Annotated in this window: 16 protein-coding genes; 10 read left to right on the forward strand and 6 right to left on the reverse strand. The window is 66.8% G+C overall.

Annotated elements, in window-relative coordinates; genetic code table 11:
- Window positions 1-14 precede the first annotated feature (14 nt).
- The 3 genes from dacB to RQI28_RS13110 all read left to right on the forward strand — a co-directional run bounded on the left by dacB (window position 15) and on the right by RQI28_RS13110 (window position 3488).
- Entirely contained in the window at window positions 15-1514 is a 1500-nt protein-coding gene (gene dacB, locus RQI28_RS13100; RefSeq protein WP_311222341.1) for a D-alanyl-D-alanine carboxypeptidase/D-alanyl-D-alanine-endopeptidase, read from the forward strand.
- Between the two features lie 112 nt (window positions 1515-1626).
- On the forward strand, window positions 1627-2778 hold the full coding sequence (locus tag RQI28_RS13105) for an SGNH/GDSL hydrolase family protein (RefSeq protein ID WP_311222342.1): 1152 nt from the start codon (window positions 1627-1629) through the stop codon (window positions 2776-2778).
- A gap of 35 nt (window positions 2779-2813) precedes the next feature.
- Window positions 2814-3488 carry an OmpW family outer membrane protein gene (locus tag RQI28_RS13110; protein WP_311222343.1) on the forward strand — a complete coding sequence of 225 codons (675 nt, stop codon included), beginning with the start codon at window positions 2814-2816 and terminating at the stop codon, window positions 3486-3488.
- A gap of 125 nt (window positions 3489-3613) precedes the next feature.
- Here the strand turns inward: RQI28_RS13110 and RQI28_RS13115 are convergent, their stop codons facing one another.
- The 4 genes from RQI28_RS13115 to purE all read right to left on the reverse strand — a co-directional run bounded on the left by RQI28_RS13115 (window position 3614) and on the right by purE (window position 7524).
- Window positions 3614-4567: an SGNH/GDSL hydrolase family protein gene (locus RQI28_RS13115; protein WP_311222344.1), complete on the reverse strand. Its 954-nt coding sequence runs from the start codon at window positions 4565-4567 to the stop codon at window positions 3614-3616.
- A gap of 274 nt (window positions 4568-4841) precedes the next feature.
- Window positions 4842-5855 carry an L-threonylcarbamoyladenylate synthase gene (locus RQI28_RS13120; RefSeq protein WP_311222345.1) on the reverse strand — a complete coding sequence of 338 codons (1014 nt, stop codon included), beginning with the start codon at window positions 5853-5855 and terminating at the stop codon, window positions 4842-4844.
- Between the two features lie 11 nt (window positions 5856-5866).
- A complete protein-coding gene (locus tag RQI28_RS13125) occupies window positions 5867-7030 on the reverse strand; it encodes a 5-(carboxyamino)imidazole ribonucleotide synthase (protein ID WP_311222346.1) in 1164 nt (387 codons plus the stop codon).
- The gene (gene purE / locus RQI28_RS13130) at window positions 7027-7524 is read right to left on the reverse strand and encodes a 5-(carboxyamino)imidazole ribonucleotide mutase (RefSeq protein WP_311222347.1); all 498 of its coding nucleotides are present in this window, start codon (window positions 7522-7524) and stop codon (window positions 7027-7029) included. Before purE ends, RQI28_RS13125 begins: the two co-directional genes overlap by 4 nt.
- 104 nt (window positions 7525-7628) lie before the next feature.
- Here purE and trxA point away from each other — a divergent pair, with 104 nt between their 5' ends.
- Entirely contained in the window at window positions 7629-8534 is a 906-nt protein-coding gene (trxA, locus tag RQI28_RS13135) for a thioredoxin (RefSeq protein WP_311222348.1), read from the forward strand.
- Window positions 8535-8541: 7 nt separating this feature from the next.
- Complete coding sequence (locus tag RQI28_RS13140) at window positions 8542-9378, forward strand: YbaY family lipoprotein (protein ID WP_311222349.1); 837 nt, start codon at window positions 8542-8544, stop codon at window positions 9376-9378.
- A 55-nt stretch (window positions 9379-9433) separates the two neighbouring features.
- Here RQI28_RS13140 and RQI28_RS13145 read toward each other — a convergent pair whose 3' ends face one another.
- Window positions 9434-10357 (reverse strand): phosphoribosylaminoimidazolesuccinocarboxamide synthase, encoded by a 924-nt coding sequence (locus RQI28_RS13145; RefSeq protein WP_311222350.1) that lies wholly within the window; start codon window positions 10355-10357, stop codon window positions 9434-9436.
- A 404-nt stretch (window positions 10358-10761) separates the two neighbouring features.
- On the opposite strand from RQI28_RS13145, the gene hpf reads away from it, so the two are divergent.
- The 3 genes from hpf (at window position 10762) to hprK (ending at window position 12754) form a co-directional block, all read left to right on the forward strand.
- Window positions 10762-11118: a ribosome hibernation-promoting factor, HPF/YfiA family gene (hpf, locus tag RQI28_RS13150; protein WP_311222351.1), complete on the forward strand. Its 357-nt coding sequence runs from the start codon at window positions 10762-10764 to the stop codon at window positions 11116-11118.
- Window positions 11119-11283: 165 nt separating this feature from the next.
- Complete coding sequence (locus tag RQI28_RS13155) at window positions 11284-11751, forward strand: PTS sugar transporter subunit IIA (protein WP_311222352.1); 468 nt, start codon at window positions 11284-11286, stop codon at window positions 11749-11751.
- A 49-nt stretch (window positions 11752-11800) separates the two neighbouring features.
- On the forward strand, window positions 11801-12754 hold the full coding sequence (gene hprK / locus RQI28_RS13160) for an HPr(Ser) kinase/phosphatase (protein ID WP_311222353.1): 954 nt from the start codon (window positions 11801-11803) through the stop codon (window positions 12752-12754).
- 26 nt (window positions 12755-12780) lie between these two features.
- On the opposite strand, the gene fur is transcribed toward hprK, so the two are convergent.
- The gene (fur, locus tag RQI28_RS13165; protein ID WP_311222354.1) at window positions 12781-13221 is read right to left on the reverse strand and encodes a ferric iron uptake transcriptional regulator; all 441 of its coding nucleotides are present in this window, start codon (window positions 13219-13221) and stop codon (window positions 12781-12783) included.
- A gap of 125 nt (window positions 13222-13346) precedes the next feature.
- On the opposite strand from fur, the gene RQI28_RS13170 reads away from it, so the two are divergent.
- On the forward strand, window positions 13347-13895 hold the full coding sequence (locus RQI28_RS13170; RefSeq protein WP_311222355.1) for an outer membrane protein assembly factor BamE: 549 nt from the start codon (window positions 13347-13349) through the stop codon (window positions 13893-13895).
- 83 nt (window positions 13896-13978) lie between these two features.
- Entirely contained in the window at window positions 13979-14800 is an 822-nt protein-coding gene (dapB, locus tag RQI28_RS13175; protein WP_311222356.1) for a 4-hydroxy-tetrahydrodipicolinate reductase, read from the forward strand.
- Window positions 14801-14821 lie beyond the last annotated feature (21 nt).

Raw genomic sequence — 14821 nt, forward strand, 5'->3', positions numbered from 1 at the left:
CTAGACTTTGCCGCATGGTTTCCTTCTTTTGCAAACATTCGATGCGCCACGTGCGCCCTGCCGCAGCGTGCGCCATCGTGGTTCTGGCGGGCTGGGGTGCTCCCAACGCTTTTGGCCAGACTGCCACACCGGGCGCCGCCGCCGCTGCTCCTGCCGCTCTGCCCCCTGCAGTGGACGCCGCCCTGCAGCGCGCCAAGGTACCCCGAGAGGCCTTTTCTGCCCTGGTGGTGGAAGCCGACGGCCGCGTGCTGCCGCGCCTGGCCTACCGCGCGCAGGTGCCATCCAACCCCGCGTCGGTCATGAAGCTGGTCACCACCTACGCCGCGCTCGACCTGCTGGGCCCGGCATTCACCTGGGAAACACCCGTGTACCTGGACGCCGCGCCCCAGGGCGGCAGCCTGCGCGGCAACGTCTACATCAAGGGCCAGGGCGATCCCAAGTTGGTGGTCGAGCGGCTGTGGCTGCTGATGCAGCGGCTGCGCGCCCAGGGTGTGCAGGTGATCGTGGGCGACATCGTGCTCGACCGCAGCGCGTTCGACGTGCCGCCGCACGATGCGGGCCTGTTCGACGGCGAGCCGCTGCGGCCCTACAACGCCGCGCCCGACGCGCTGCTGGTCAACTACAAGAGCCTCGTCATGACCTTCCTGCCCGACGTGGCGGCGGGTGTGGCCCGGGTGGTCTACGAGCCACCGCTCGCCTCCATCCAACTGCAGGCCACCGTGCCGCTGGCGGCACCGGGCGCAGCCTGCGGCGACTGGCGCGCGGGCCTGCAGGCCGAACTGACCGATGCCACGCGCGTGGCCTTCCAGGGCGTGTACCCGGCCGCCTGCGCCGAGCGGCAGTGGGCCGTTGCGCCGGCCGACCCGAATGGTTACGCCGCCCGCGCCATCGAAGGCATGTGGCGCGAACTCGGCGGGCGGCTCACCGGCAGCGTGCGCGACGGCCGGGTGCCTGCCGGCCTGCAGCCAGCCTTCAGCACCCGTTCGCCCGCGCTGGCCGAGGTGGTGCGCGACATCAACAAATACAGCAACAACGTGATGACCCAGCAGCTGTTTCTGACGCTGGCGCTGCAGCGCAACGGCGTCGGCAGCTTCGACGGCGCACGGGGCGTGGTGGGCCAGTGGTGGCGCCAGCGCTTGGGCTCAGGCGCAGATGCGCCGGTGATGGACAACGGCGCGGGCTTGAGCCGTGACGGGCGCATCAGCGCGCTGGCACTCGCTCGAATGCTGCAGGTGGCCTGGGCGTCCCCCGCCATGCCCGAACTCATGGCGTCGCTGCCCATCGTGGGTGTGGACGGCACGCTGCGGCGCACGCAGGGCCGGGCGACGGGCAGCGCCCATCTGAAGACCGGCACGCTGCGCGACGTGACGGCCATGGCCGGTTACGTGCATGCCGCCAGCGGCAAGCGGTACGTGCTGGTGGCGTTCATCAACCACGCCAACGCCCCCGCGGCCCGCCCCGCCATCGAGGCGCTGGTGGAATGGGCGGCTGCCGACGCGGGCCGGCCGGATTGAAACGGCAAGCGCAGGTTCCTCGGTGATTACCCGCTCAGTGGCTGAAAGCGGCCCGGCTTACGATGCGGGTTGAAAAAAAGAACGGTCGTTCTATTAATAACAGGAGCTTTTGATGAAACCTCGCATGCAATGGGCGGCCCGTGCGGCCGTGGCCTCGGCAGTTGCCGCCTTGTTGTCCGCCTGCGGCGGCGGCGGATCCGACACCGCGCCAGCGGCCACCGTCACGTCCGTGCGCGTCATGGGCGACAGCCTGGCCGACAGCGGCACCTTCGGGCTCAAGTTCACCGTACAGGGCACGGCCGCTACCGGCGCCGGCTCCACCCCCATCTGGCCCGAGCGCGTTGCGGCCACGTACAGCCAGACGCTGTGCCCGCACTACGTTTCCACCGGCGCGAGCTTCAACGTCAACGCGGCCTGCACCAACTATGCAGTCGGCGGTGGCCGCATCAACAACTTCACTGCGCCCACCTCGCCGGTGTCGATCACCCGCCAGATCCAGGACTCCGGCGCCGTGGGCTACACCGGCAATGAACTGGTGCTGATCGACGGTGGCGGCAACGATGCTGCCGACCTGATCGGCGCCTACCTGCGGGTGCCGCGCGACGGCGGCGCCGCTTACCGCGCCGTGCTCAGCAGCGTGCTGGACGCGGCGACCGTCAACACCGCGTTCGCCGCCGGCGCGACGGGCCTGGCGCAGGTGGGCGGGCTGTACATGCAGACCCTGGCCACGCAGTTCTCCACCACCATCAAGACGAATGCGCTCGACAAGGGCGCCAAGCGAGTGGCCGTGGTCAACATGCCCGGCGTCACGCTCACGCCGCGCTTCCGTACGGTGCTCGTCTCCGTGTCGGCGGCCAGCGGCGCGGCGGCTGCGGCACAGGCCGAAGCGCTGTTCGACGGCTGGGTGCAGGCCTTCAATGCGCGGCTCGCCAGCAGCGTGGCCGGCGAAAGCCGCATCGTGATCGCCGACCTGTACACCTCGTTCAAGGACCAGGCGACCAACCCGGCGCAGTACCAGCTCACCAACGTGACCACGGCCGCCTGCCCGGCCACCGGCGTCGGCAGCGATGGCCTGCCCACCTACACCTTCGCCACCTGCACTGCAGCGGCCTTGTCGGCGACCACGCCGCCAGCAGGTGCCACCGGCGGCGCGAACTGGTGGCAGACCTACGGCTTTGCCGATGGCTTCCATCCCACGCCTTACGGCCACCAACTGGTTGGCCAACTGGTGTCGCGTTCCCTGGCGCAGGCCGGCTGGCTTTGAGCGGCCGTTGCAATCCCCATCAGGAGTTTTCTGCCATGAAGAAGGACATCGTCTGGGCCGGCGCGGCCCTCGCCACGCTCATGTTCGGCACCGCTGCACATGCGCAGGTGGCCGGCACGTTGAGTGTGCGCATTGGCGCCACCCACATCGCGCCGCAGGTCAGCAGCGGCAACCTGAGCGCGCCCAGCTTTCCCGGCACCAAGGTGGACGTCGAATCCTCCACGGCCCTGACCGGCGCCCTGAACTACATGCTGACCGACCACTGGGCGGTGGACCTGCCCATCGGCCTGCCGTTCAAGCATTCGTTCTACGGCGACGGTGCCATCGCAGGGGTGGGCAAGGTGGGTGAAACCAAGGTGCTGCCCGCCACCCTCTTCGCGCAGTACCGCTTCGGCGAAGCCAACGCCAACTTCCGTCCTTACCTGGGCCTGGGTGTGACGTACGCTAAGTTCTTCAAGGAACGCACCACAGCCACACTGAATGCGATGACGGGTGGCACCCCCGCCAACCCCACCACGGCCAAGATCGACGACCGATTCGGCCTGACACCCCAGGTCGGCTTCGTGTGGAATTTCAACGAGCGCTGGTTTGTCGATGCGTCCTATTACAAGAGCTTTTTGAAGACCCGCACGCACCTGTCCACCGGCCAGAGCGTGGCGATTCGCCTGAACCCGAACGTGTTCGCAGTGGGCGTCGGCTACCGGTTCTGAGACAGGAGCACAGCCTGGGCGCGCTGCGTGCGCGGGAGCAGCCTTTAAAACAAAAAGCCGACCCTCAAGGTCGGCTTTTTTCCTGGTGTCCAGGAAAGGCTGTGCCCTTCCTGGCCTGCGCTGAATTACCAGCGAGCGCGCAGCCGGTCGTAGGCGTAGTTGCCGAACTGGCGATGGCCCGATGGAGTGATGTAGACCTTGTCGGCAAACAGGTACCGTTCCTGGTCGGCGCCTGCCAGCAGGGTGGAGGTGTTGCACCGTGCCGAATTCACTTCGCCCGTGCCGATGCCGATGCCCGCGCCGGCATCTACCGACGTGCAGACCGGCGTGATGGCGTTGTCGAAGCTGTAGCCGGACGGAGAGCCTTCCATCAGGTTCACGAAGTAGGCCGAATCCACATACAGCACCGTGTTACCCAGGTCGACGATGTCGACCAGCAAGCCCTGGTTGAAGCTGCTGCTGGCGCGGCTGAGCAGCGCTTCGCGGTCCAGTTGCTTTGCCCAGGGGGAGCGGCCCACGTCGTAGGTGCCGGTCACCACGATGTGGCGGGCGCCTGCGTCGGAGAGGCGGCGCACCTGCTTGGCCAACTCCTGGCCAGCCACGCGCGTGGCTGCCGCATACTCGTCTTCGGTCTGCGTGCCAGCCAGCACGGCGCGCATGCCGACGATCACGTCGCTGACACCGCCGTTGATGATGACCAGGTCGTCTGTCAAAAAGGTGCCGCTCGCCAGGAAGGCGTCCACCTGCTGCTTGACTGTGAGCGCGTTGCTGTTGCCTGCCGCGTCGGGCGAGGCAATGACGCGGGCGTTGCCGCGCGCATAGCCCAGGCCGCCAGCGGACACCGGGGCGATCGTCTGGCCGTAGCGCGAAGCCAGCTGCGCGGCCCAGTTGTTCACCGAGCCGTCGTTGACGGTGTATTTGGAGCCGCTCTGGCCGACGTCGGTCAAGCCGTCACCGAAAGCGATGAACCGCGTCGGCGAGATGGCCGATTCGGTGGTGCTCGATCCGCAGGCCGCGAGCAATGCGGCCGACGCGCAAGCGGCGACCACAAGGGTGCGGCGCATCCAGTTTGCTGCCATGTTGTATTTCTCCAGATCCAGAATTAGTGGGCCGAGTTTAAGGCAACGCCGAATAAGCACCTCGCGGGCCGCGCATCGCTGCTTGGGTCGATCTACTGCGTTGCAAATCCTCGCAATTAGCTTCGGCTATTGCTGTGGTTTGCGCCTTGTATCTCATCCCAAATCAGCGCGCGCGACATCGCGAGCACTCATTCAGCGTCGCCCTGACGATGACGCCCGGCAGGACTTGCAACCAATCAGATACACACGGTTGCTGTTCGGTAAAGATTCGGCATCAGGCCGAGGCGGCCGCCCGCTGCAGACGGTCGCGCACGCCTTCCCAGTCGGGTGTGGCGGGCGGGGTTTCGATCCAGATCAGCTTCACGCCGGCATCGTCGAAGCCGCGCAGCGCCGCAAACAGCTGCTGCGCCGTGGCCGTGGCGTCATCCGGCATGCGGCGCATGACGATCTTGGCCGAGCGCGTGCGCAGCGCCGTGCGGGCGTAGACGGCCAAGTGCGCGGCGTCTGCGCCCAGCACGTCCAGGCCCGACTGCAGCGCGCGCGCATCCATCAGCCGCACGCGGGCAGCGGGTGCGTAGTGGGCCTCCAGCGTGCCTGACGCCCGTGGGGTCAGCGCGGGTAGCTCTTCTTTTGATAGCGGCTCGATTCCGCAGGCAGCGGCCACCTGCGCGCGCGTGATGGCGCCCGGGCGCAGCAGCACGGGCACGCCGCGCGTGCAGTCGATGATGGTCGATTCGATCCCCACCTCGCAGGGGCCGCCGTCCAGCACCAGCAGCGCATCGCCGAATTCTTCGTGCACATGGCGTGCCGTGGTGGGGCTGACGCGGCCGAAGCGATTGGCGCTGGGCGCGGCCACGCCCCACACGGGCGCACCGGGCAGGCCTGCGTTCGTCGACGCGCAGGCCCGCAGCACGGCCTGCGCCACGGGGTGCGCGGGGCACCGCAGGCCCACGCTGTCCTGCCCGCCAGTAGCGGCAGTGGCTACGCCGGACAAGCGCGGCAGGATGAGCGTGAGCGGCCCTGGCCAGAACGCGTCGACCAGCGCCTGGGCAAACGGCGGCATGTCCCTGGCAAAGCGGGCAATGCCGGCAGCGTCGGCCACGTGCACGATCAGCGGGTGGTCGCTGGGCCGGCCCTTGGCCGTGAAGATCTGCGCCACGGCGGCGTCGCTGGCGGCGTCGGCCGCCAGGCCGTAGACCGTCTCGGTCGGCAGGCCCAGCAGCGCGCCGCTGCGCAGGGCGCTGGCGGCGGCGGCGATGGAGTCGGGAAGCTGGCCGTCGAGGATCATGGGCAGGTGCTTTAGAAAGCCTCGATGCCCAACAGCGCCGCGGCCTGCAGCGCCTTGGCGCGGGCGGCTTCAGCCGTGGCGGCCGTGACGTTCAGGTGGCCCATCTTGCGGCCTGGCTTGGCGCCCTGCTTGCCGTACAGGTGCAGGTGCGTGCCCGGCAGGGCCAGCACGGCGGCCCAGGACGGGGTCTGCGCGAGCGGCCCTTGGGCGAACCACAGGTCGCCCAGCAGGTTCAGCATGACGGCCGGGCTGTGCTGGCGCGGCTGCGTCAGCGGCAGGCCGGCCATGGCGCGCACCTGGAGCTCGAACTGCGACACGTCGCAGGCGTTCTGGCTGTAGTGGCCGCTGTTGTGCGGGCGCGGGGCAATCTCGTTGACCACCAGTGCGCCGTCGTCGAGCACGAAGAATTCCACGCACAGCACGCCCACGTATTGCAGGCCTGATGCTATCGATTTCGCAGCTGCTACCGCTTGTGCAGCAAGCGCTGGAGGCACATTTTGCTCATAAACCTCGGTCACGGCCAGAATGCCGCCCCGGTGCAGGTTGCGCTGCACGGGCAGGTGCACGCAGGTGCCGTCGGCACCGCGTGCCACGATCACCGAGCATTCCAGCGCCAGCGGCAGCATCTTTTCCAGCACGCACGGCACGCCGCCCATCGCGGCCCAGGCGGCCGACAGCTCGTCGCGCGTCTTCACGCGTGCCTGGCCCTTGCCGTCGTAGCCCAGCCGCGCTGTCTTGAGGATGCCGGGCAGCAGGACGTCATCGGCGGCGCCCAGTTGTTCGACCGACTCGATCACCGCGTACGGCGCGCAGGGCACGCCGCAGCGGTCGAAATGGGCCTTTTCTGCGGCGCGGTCCTGCGCGATGGCGACGGCGTCGGCGGCGGGCGCCACCGGGCGTTCGGCGCCCAGGGTGCGCAGCGCCTGGGCCGGCACGTTCTCGAATTCGGTGGTGATGGCGTCGCTCAAGCCCGCCAGCCGGGCCAGGCCGTCCGGGTCTTCGTACGCCGTCTGGATGTGGTGGTGGCTCACCAGGCCGGCCGGGCTGTTCGCGTCGGCGTCCAGCACGGCGGTGAAGTAGCCCATGGCCTGCGCGGCGTGCACGAACATGCGGCCTAGCTGGCCGCCGCCCACCACGCCGAGTGTGGATCCGGGTAGCAAGACGGGGTGCGTCATGCGGCCACCGGCGGCAGGGTCATGCCGCGCGCCACTTCGGTCTGCTCGGCCCGGAAGGCGTCAAGCTTCGCGCGCAAGGCGGGGTCTTCATTGGCCAGCAGCGCCACGGCGAACAGCGCTGCATTGGCTGCGCCGGCCGCGCCGATGGCGAAGGTCGCCACCGGAATGCCCTTGGGCATCTGCACGATGCTGTGCAGTGAATCCACGCCTTGCAGATGGCGGCTGGCCACCGGCACGCCCAGCACGGGCACCGTGGTCTTGGCCGCGATCATGCCCGGCAGGTGGGCTGCACCGCCCGCGCCGGCGATGATGGCTTTGAGGCCCAGGCCGGCGGCGGCTTCGGCATAGGCGAACATGTCGTCGGGCATGCGGTGGGCGGATACGACCCGCGCCTCGTGGGCGATATCGAATTGCTGGAGAATCTGCACTGCGTGCTGCATGGTCTCCCAATCGCTGGAAGAGCCCATGACTACGCCGATCTGGAGGGGTTTCATGTGGATTGCGCGCGCCGGCCTGATGCGGCGCGCCGAAGTGGAACCCGCGATTTTACTTTTGTGCGCGCGCCCCGGGCCGCGCGCACGCCAATGGGCCTGAACCAATGATCGATGTCACCGTAGAAAATTTTGAAGCCGAGGTGATCGCCGCCTCGATGGAAGTGCCCGTGCTGGTGGACTTCTGGGCGCCCTGGTGCGGCCCGTGCAAGTCGCTCGGCCCCATCCTGGAAAAGCTGGAGGCCGACTACGCCGGCCGCTTCAAGCTGGCCAAGATCGACTCCGACCAGGAGCAGCAGATCGCCGCCATGTTCGGCATTCGCAGCATTCCCACCTGTGTGCTGCTGATGAACGGCCAGCCCGTGGACGGCTTCACCGGCGCCCAGCCTGAAGGCCAGGTGCGCGCCTTCCTCGACAAGCACCTGCCCCCGGCCGACGAAGCCCTGCAGGCGCTGGAAGAAGAACCCGAAGCCGTCGCCCCGCAAGAAGACCCCGACGCGGTGCTGGACAAGCTGCGGCAAGCCGTCGCCACCAATCCAGAGAACGACGACGCGCGCTTCGACTACGTCAAGCTGCTGCTGCAACTGGGCCGCGATGACGACGCGAAGGTCGCCTTCGCACCGGTGATCGCCAAGGCGGGCGTGTCGCGCAAGCTGGGCGCGCTGAAGGTCTGGATGGATGCTATTGATTCAATAGCTATTGGCGCTGATCCAACAAGCCCTGGGGCCGGATTTGATGCAAAGATTGCCGCCAACAAGCGCGACTTCGACGCCCGCTTCGGCCGCGCCCAATCGCTGATCGCCCAGCAGCGCTGGACCGACGCCATGGACGAGCTGCTCGAAATCCTCATGCGCGACAAAGCCTGGAACGACGAGGCGGCCCGCAAGACCTACGTGGCGGTGCTGGAGATCATCGAGCCACCCAAGGTGAAGGTCGCCGAAGGCCAGATCCCGCCGCAAGACCCGGTGCTGGCCACTTACCGCCGCCGCCTCTCCAGCGTCGTGCTGAGCTAAGGCGCTATTGGCGTTCTGCCTGCGCAGCCCCGGCTCCCTCGTCGCGCTCTGCATGGCGGCGGCGCTGGCCGGCTGCGCCACGAAAGCGCCGGACATCGAAGTCACGGGTTCAGTCATCTCGCGCGAGCGGCTCTACGTGCCGCCCGATGCCGTGTTCGACGCCGCGCTGGTCGATGTCTCCCGCCCCGAGGACCCGCCCGTGGTGCTGGCCCGCCAGCGCATCGACCCGGCCGGGCCGCTGCCTTACGCCTTGCGGCTGTCGTTCTACCAATCACAGCTGCACCCCCAGGGCCGCTACGAGGTGCGCGCGGCCGTGCGGCGCCAGGGTGGCATCCTGCTCGACACGCCCGGCGTGCACCCGGTGCTGTTCGACCCGGCGTTCCGGCGTGTGGACGTGATTTTGGCGCCGGTGCTGCTGAATCGATCCAACGTGGCCGCGGCGGTGCCCTTGCGGCAAACCTACTGGAAGCTGGTGGAAATCCAAGGCGAAGAGCCGGTCGGCGCACCCGCCGAGGGCCAGCCTGCCGCGCACCTGGTGCTGCAGCGCGAGTCCGACCGAGCCGTGGGCAGCGACGGCTGCAACCGGTTCATCGCGCAGTTCGCGCAGCAAGATGGCGGGCAACTGCGCTTTCAGGTGCGCGATGCATCGATGCGGCTGTGCCTGCAGGGCGGTGCCTCCAGCCCCGTCTTTTTGCAGACGCTGGGCCAGGTCGCGGGCTACGTGCAGGAAGGGCGGCAACTGGTGCTGCGCGACCATGAAGCCAAGCCGCTGTTGCGCTTCACGGCGCAAGAATGGGGCGAGCGCCGGATCGACGAAGACGAGCCGCCGATGCTGCCTCAGTGATCGTGTGGGTGACCGCAGCGCGCGCCGGCCGGACGCGGCGCCATCGAGCGGGTTCTTAGCTGGCCGTCAGGCGCTCCAGCGCCTCGCGGTACTTGGCGGCGGTCTTTTCGACCACCTCGCGCGGCAGGCGCGGCGCCGGGGCGGTCTTGTTCCAGGGCTTGCCGTTCACCTGGGCCTGTTCCAGCCAATCGCGCACGAACTGCTTGTCGTAGCTGGCCGGGTTTTCGCCGGCGGCCAGAGCGCTGTCGTAGCCCTCGACGGGCCAGTAGCGCGAGCTGTCTGGTGTGAGCACCTCATCCATCAACACCAAGTCGCCGGAAGGCGTCAGGCCGAATTCAAACTTGGTGTCGGCAATGATCATGCCCTTTTCCAGCGCGATCGCCGCAGCGGCCTGGTACAGCTCGATGCTGATGTCGCGAATGCGCGTGGCCAGGTCGATGCCGATCATCTCCACCGTGCGCTCGAAGGTGATGTTCTCGTCATGCTCGCCCATCGCGGCCTTGGCGGCCGGCGTGTAGATGGGCTGGGGCAGCTTGGCCGCGTTGGTCAGGCCTTCGGGCAGAGGCACGCCGCACACCGAGCGTGACTCCTGGTATTCCTTCCAGCCGCTGCCGGCCAGGTAACCGCGCACCACGGCCTCCACCGGAATCGGCTGCAGGCGCTGCACCAGCATCGAACGGCCACGCACCTGCGGCACTTCGGCCGGGGTGACGGCGTCTTCGGGCGCATCGCCTGTCAGGTGGTTGGGAACGATATGGCCCAGCTTGTCGAACCAGAACAGCGCCATCTGCGTCAGCAGCTCGCCCTTGCCTGGAATGGGCTCGCCCATGATCACGTCGAAAGCCGACAGGCGATCGCTCGCCACCATCAGGATGCGGTCGTCGCCCACGGCGTAGTTGTCGCGCACCTTGCCGCGCGCCAGCAGCGGCAGCGAAGTCAGGGCAGAGGTGTGCAGGGCGGAAGCGCTGGGGGTGGTCATGGCGGCAGAAAAAAGAGGGCGACAGGGTTGGAGCAGAGAGCAAAACGCCAGCCAACAGCTTCGGCAGGCGAGCGAATTCTAGCGGCGGGCCTGCACGCGAAGCGAGGGACGAAAGCGGGTAGGAGGGGATGAAGGCCGCAGGGCTCGCAGGGCGCGGGCTTTGATTTGTGCGATGAGTGGCCGGCAGCGGCAGGCCGGTCAACTCAGGCATTGTGAAGCTTTTTTGGCGGTCCGGCACCTTTGCGCCTTTACCCGCAAAAGCCTATCGGGAACCGGTTTGCTTTTCGCGGCAGGCCGGCGCATAGTGAATTCCAGCGAGCGATGAATGCATTCGAGTTCGGCAGGCTGCCCTTGACCGGCACGGGCAGCCATGTTCTTCAACGGTAATTACAGGAGACCTGTCTATGAACCTGACGATCAGCGGCCATCATCTGGAAGTGACCCCCGCACTGCGCAGCTACGTGACATCCAAGCTCGAACGGATCACGCGCCATTTCGACCAGGTAGTCGATGTAAAGGTGCTACTGAGCCTGGATAACCAGAAGGAAAAAGACAAGCGGCAACGCGCCGAATGCAATGTGCATGTGAAAGGAAGTGACCTGTTTGCGGAGAGTAGCCATTCCGACCTGTATGCCGCCGTGGACGAGTTGGTCGACAAGCTGGACCGTCAGGTTGTGCGCTACAAGGACCGTCTGCAAAACCACAGCCATGCGCCGCTCAAGCGTGCTGCCATCCACGCTGAGGCTGCTGTCACGGCCTGAGCCCTGATCGGTATCTGTTTTACGTATCACTGACTGAGCGCGCCGGGTGGATTCGGCGCCATGACCGCCCCCGCCGGGGCGGTTTTCCTTTTTGTAGCCTGTAGTTACACTCCTAGGGTTTTCGACAGGCCCGCGTGCGGGACGTGCATAATCGTTTTTCCTACTATGAATCGTCTCGCCTCCATACTGCCTCCGGCTCAAGTGCTCGTGAGCGTCGATGCCACCAGCAAAAAGCGCGCTTTCGAAGAGGCGGGGCTGCTTTTCGAGAGCCAGCACGACCTGTCGCGCGCCCTCATCACCGACAGCCTTTTTGCGCGCGAACGGCTGGGCTCCACCGGCTTGGGGCATGGCGTGGCCATTCCGCATGGCCGCATCAAGGGCCTGAAGTCGCCCATGGCTGCGGTGTTCCAACTGGCCAACCCTATAGGCTTTGACGCGCCCGACGAGCAACCTGTAGGCTTGCTCATCTTTTTGCTGGTGCCAGAGGCGGCCACGCAGAAACACCTGGAAATCCTCTCCGAGATTGCAGAATTGCTGAGCGACAGCGCCCTGCGCGAGCGCATCAAGTCCAGCACCGACGCCACCGAACTGCATTCGCTGATCGCCAATTGGCAATCCGCACAGACAGCCTGAGCGGCCGGCGCAGCGCCTTTTTTCTTCTGATTCCAGCCGACCGCCTGTAGTGAAGCCGAACGTCGTCAGTGCCGATGTCCTCTTCGAGGAATTCCGTGGTCCGCTGAAGTGGGAGTGGCTGGCTGGCCTAGGAGCATCCGAGCGCCGTTTCGACGAAGTGGCCGTGAAGTCAGCCCGTTCGGGCGCCGATTTGGTCGGTTACCTCAATTACATCCATCCGTACCGGCTGCAGATTCTGGGCGAGCGCGAGATCGCCTATCTGACCAATGCCACGCCGGAAGACTGCAAGCGCCGCATCGCGCGCATCGTCACGCTGGAGCCACCGGTGCTGGTGCTGGCCGACGGCCAGAACGCGCCCGACGCGCTGCTGTCCATGTGCGAGCGCGCGCAGATTCCGATGTTCGCCACGCACGAGTCGTCGGCCTTTGTCATCGACGTGCTGCGCGCTTACCTGTCCAAGCATTTCGCCGACCGCACCACGATGCACGGCGTGTTCATGGACATCCTGGGCCTGGGCGTTCTCATCACCGGCGAATCGGGCCTGGGCAAGAGCGAGCTGGGGCTGGAACTCATCTCGCGCGGCAACGGTCTGGTGGCGGACGATGCGGTCGACCTGTTTCGCATCAACCAGACCACCATCGAAGGCAAGTGCCCAGACCTGCTGCAGAACCTGCTGGAAGTGCGCGGCATTGGGCTATTGGACATTCGCGCCATCTTTGGCGAGACGGCGGTGCGACGCAAGATGCGCCTGAAGCTCATCGTGCATTTGGTGCGCAAGGAAACGCTGGAACGTGAGTACGAGCGCCTGCCGTACGAGCCGCTGACGCAGGACGTGCTGGGCGTGCCCGTGCTGAAGGTGGTGATTCAGGTGGTGGCCGGCCGCAACATCGCCGTGCTGGTGGAGGCGGCCGTGCGCAACACCATTCTCAATCTGCGCGGCATCGACACCTATCAGGAATTCGTGGAGCGCCACCGCCGCGCCATGGAGCGCGACGGCTCCTGAGTTCTGCCCGCTTGGGCCGGGCAGGGTCAGCGGTGGTGGAGCGAGCTTGTGCCCAGCTTGGCGCAGGTGGCGCACTGGCCGTACAGCGCCATCGAGTGGTCGTGCACCACCCAGCCCTTGGCCTTGGCCACCAGTTGCTGGCGCTTTTCGATCTCGGGGTCGTAGAACTCCTCGACCTTGCCGCAGACGGTGCAGATGAAGTGGTCGTGGTGCTGGCCTTCGTTCAGCTCATACACCGCCTTGCCGCTCTCGAAATTGCTGCGGTTCAGGATGCCGGCCTGCTCGAACTGGGTCAGCACGCGGTACACCGTGGCCAGACCGATGTCCGAGCGCTCTTCCAGCAGCACGCGGAACACGTCTTCCGCCGTCATGTGGCGCTGCGCGCCTTTCTGAAAGATCTCCAGGATCTTCAGGCGTGGAAGGGTGGCCTTCAGACCGGTGCTTTTGAGTTCGTCGATATTCGTCATGACAGGAGTCTTTCGTGTGCCGCAGGGCGTGCCAGCGCCTGGGTCAATGGCCTTCGCCGCAGGGCGTGACAGGCGCTGAAAACCAGCCGCTACAATGGGCCGATCATATCGCTATGGCCCTCTCCATGTCTGTTTACGTCCGTCGCGGCGCCCGTTGGGTTGCCATCCTGTTGACCGGCGCCAGCCTTGCGGCCTGCGGCACCTTCGACAGTGTCAGCAACCGTGTGTCGGGCGTGATCACGCCCTACAAGGTCGACGTGGTGCAAGGCAATTTCGTCTCGCGCGAACAGGTGCAGGCACTGCAGCCCGGCATGGGCCGCCAGCAGGTCAAGGAAATCCTGGGCACGCCCCTGGTCACCAGCCTGTTCCACGGCGATCGCTGGGAATACGTCTTCACGCTCAAGCGCCCTGACGTCGAGGTGCAGACGCGCAAGCTCACCGTCTTCTTCAAGGGCGATGTGATGGACCGCGTGGAGGGCGACGAAATGCCCACCGAAGCGGAATTCGTGGCCACGCTGGGCTCGAAACGTTCGAAGTCGAAGGTGCCCGAACTGGAGGCGACCGAGGCGCAACTCGCCCGCTTCCCCAAGCCGCCGCCGCTGCCCGAGCCCGCTTCCAGCCCCGTTCCGCCACCGGCTTCGAGCTACCCACCGCTCGAATCCACGGTGCGCTGAGGTCCTCCTGATTCTGCCTTCGCGGGGCCGCCCGTGCCGATGAGCCGGCCGGTTGCCGCAAAGACTGCTATTTTCTGCTTGCCATGACCGCACCTTCCACCGCTCCTTGCCGCGTCGCCATTGCCGGCGCTTCTGGCCGCATGGGCCGCATGCTCATCGAAGCGCTGCGTGCCACCGACGACTGCGTGCTGGCCGGCGCGCTTGACGTGGCCGCGAGCCCCGCCATTGGCTCCGACGCCACTGCGTTCCTGGGCCAGGCCAGCGGCGTGGCCATCACCGACGATGCGCGAGAAGGCCTCAAGAACGCCGACGTGCTGATCGACTTCACCCGGCCCGAAGGCACGCTGGCCCATCTGGCGCTGTGCGCCGAGTTGGGTGTGAGGATTGTCATCGGCACCACGGGCTTCACCGACGCGCAGAAGGCCGAGATCGCCCGATTCGCGCAAAAGACCGCCGTGGTCTTCGCGCCCAACATGAGCGTGGGCGTGAACGTCACGCTCAAGCTGCTGGAGATGGCGGCCAAGGCGCTTTCCACCGGCTACGACATCGAGATCATCGAAGCGCACCACCGCCACAAGGTGGACGCCCCCTCGGGCACCGCGCTCAAGATGGGCGAAGTGGTGGCCGCCGCCCTGGGGCGCGACCTCAAGGACTGCGCCGTCTATGCCCGTGAAGGCGTGACCGGCGAGCGCGACCCATCCACCATCGGCTTTTCGGCCATCCGCGGCGGCGACATCGTGGGCGACCACACCGTGCTGTTTGCCGGTACGGGCGAGCGCATCGAGATCTCGCACAAGTCGTCCAGCCGCGCTGGCTACGCGCAGGGCAGCCTGCGCGCCGTGCGCTTCTTGCAGTCGCAGCGCACGGGCCTCTTCGACATGCTCGACGTGCTGGGCCTGAACTAAGCCAACTCTCCCAAGGACTGA

Source organism: Acidovorax sp. WCS2018Noco2-16 (assembly GCF_031843945.1).
GTDB lineage: Bacteria > Pseudomonadota > Gammaproteobacteria > Burkholderiales > Burkholderiaceae_C > Paracidovorax.

What these genes read in the sequence shown, in the direction of transcription:
- dacB (WP_311222341.1), top strand. Translation starts at nt 15, where the DNA reads ATGGTTTCCTTCTTTTGCAAACATTCGATGCGCCACGTGCGCCCTGCC.
- RQI28_RS13105 (WP_311222342.1), top strand. Translation starts at nt 1,627, where the DNA reads ATGAAACCTCGCATGCAATGGGCGGCCCGTGCGGCCGTGGCCTCGGCA.
- RQI28_RS13110 (WP_311222343.1), top strand. Translation starts at nt 2,814, where the DNA reads ATGAAGAAGGACATCGTCTGGGCCGGCGCGGCCCTCGCCACGCTCATG.
- RQI28_RS13115 (WP_311222344.1), bottom strand. Translation starts at nt 4,567, where the DNA reads ATGGCAGCAAACTGGATGCGCCGCACCCTTGTGGTCGCCGCTTGCGCG.
- RQI28_RS13120 (WP_311222345.1), bottom strand. Translation starts at nt 5,855, where the DNA reads ATGATCCTCGACGGCCAGCTTCCCGACTCCATCGCCGCCGCCGCCAGC.
- RQI28_RS13125 (WP_311222346.1), bottom strand. Translation starts at nt 7,030, where the DNA reads ATGACGCACCCCGTCTTGCTACCCGGATCCACACTCGGCGTGGTGGGC.
- purE (WP_311222347.1), bottom strand. Translation starts at nt 7,524, where the DNA reads ATGAAACCCCTCCAGATCGGCGTAGTCATGGGCTCTTCCAGCGATTGG.
- trxA (WP_311222348.1), top strand. Translation starts at nt 7,629, where the DNA reads ATGATCGATGTCACCGTAGAAAATTTTGAAGCCGAGGTGATCGCCGCC.
- RQI28_RS13145 (WP_311222350.1), bottom strand. Translation starts at nt 10,357, where the DNA reads ATGACCACCCCCAGCGCTTCCGCCCTGCACACCTCTGCCCTGACTTCG.
- hpf (WP_311222351.1), top strand. Translation starts at nt 10,762, where the DNA reads ATGAACCTGACGATCAGCGGCCATCATCTGGAAGTGACCCCCGCACTG.
- RQI28_RS13155 (WP_311222352.1), top strand. Translation starts at nt 11,284, where the DNA reads ATGAATCGTCTCGCCTCCATACTGCCTCCGGCTCAAGTGCTCGTGAGC.
- fur (WP_311222354.1), bottom strand. Translation starts at nt 13,221, where the DNA reads ATGACGAATATCGACGAACTCAAAAGCACCGGTCTGAAGGCCACCCTT.
- RQI28_RS13170 (WP_311222355.1), top strand. Translation starts at nt 13,347, where the DNA reads ATGTCTGTTTACGTCCGTCGCGGCGCCCGTTGGGTTGCCATCCTGTTG.
- dapB (WP_311222356.1), top strand. Translation starts at nt 13,979, where the DNA reads ATGACCGCACCTTCCACCGCTCCTTGCCGCGTCGCCATTGCCGGCGCT.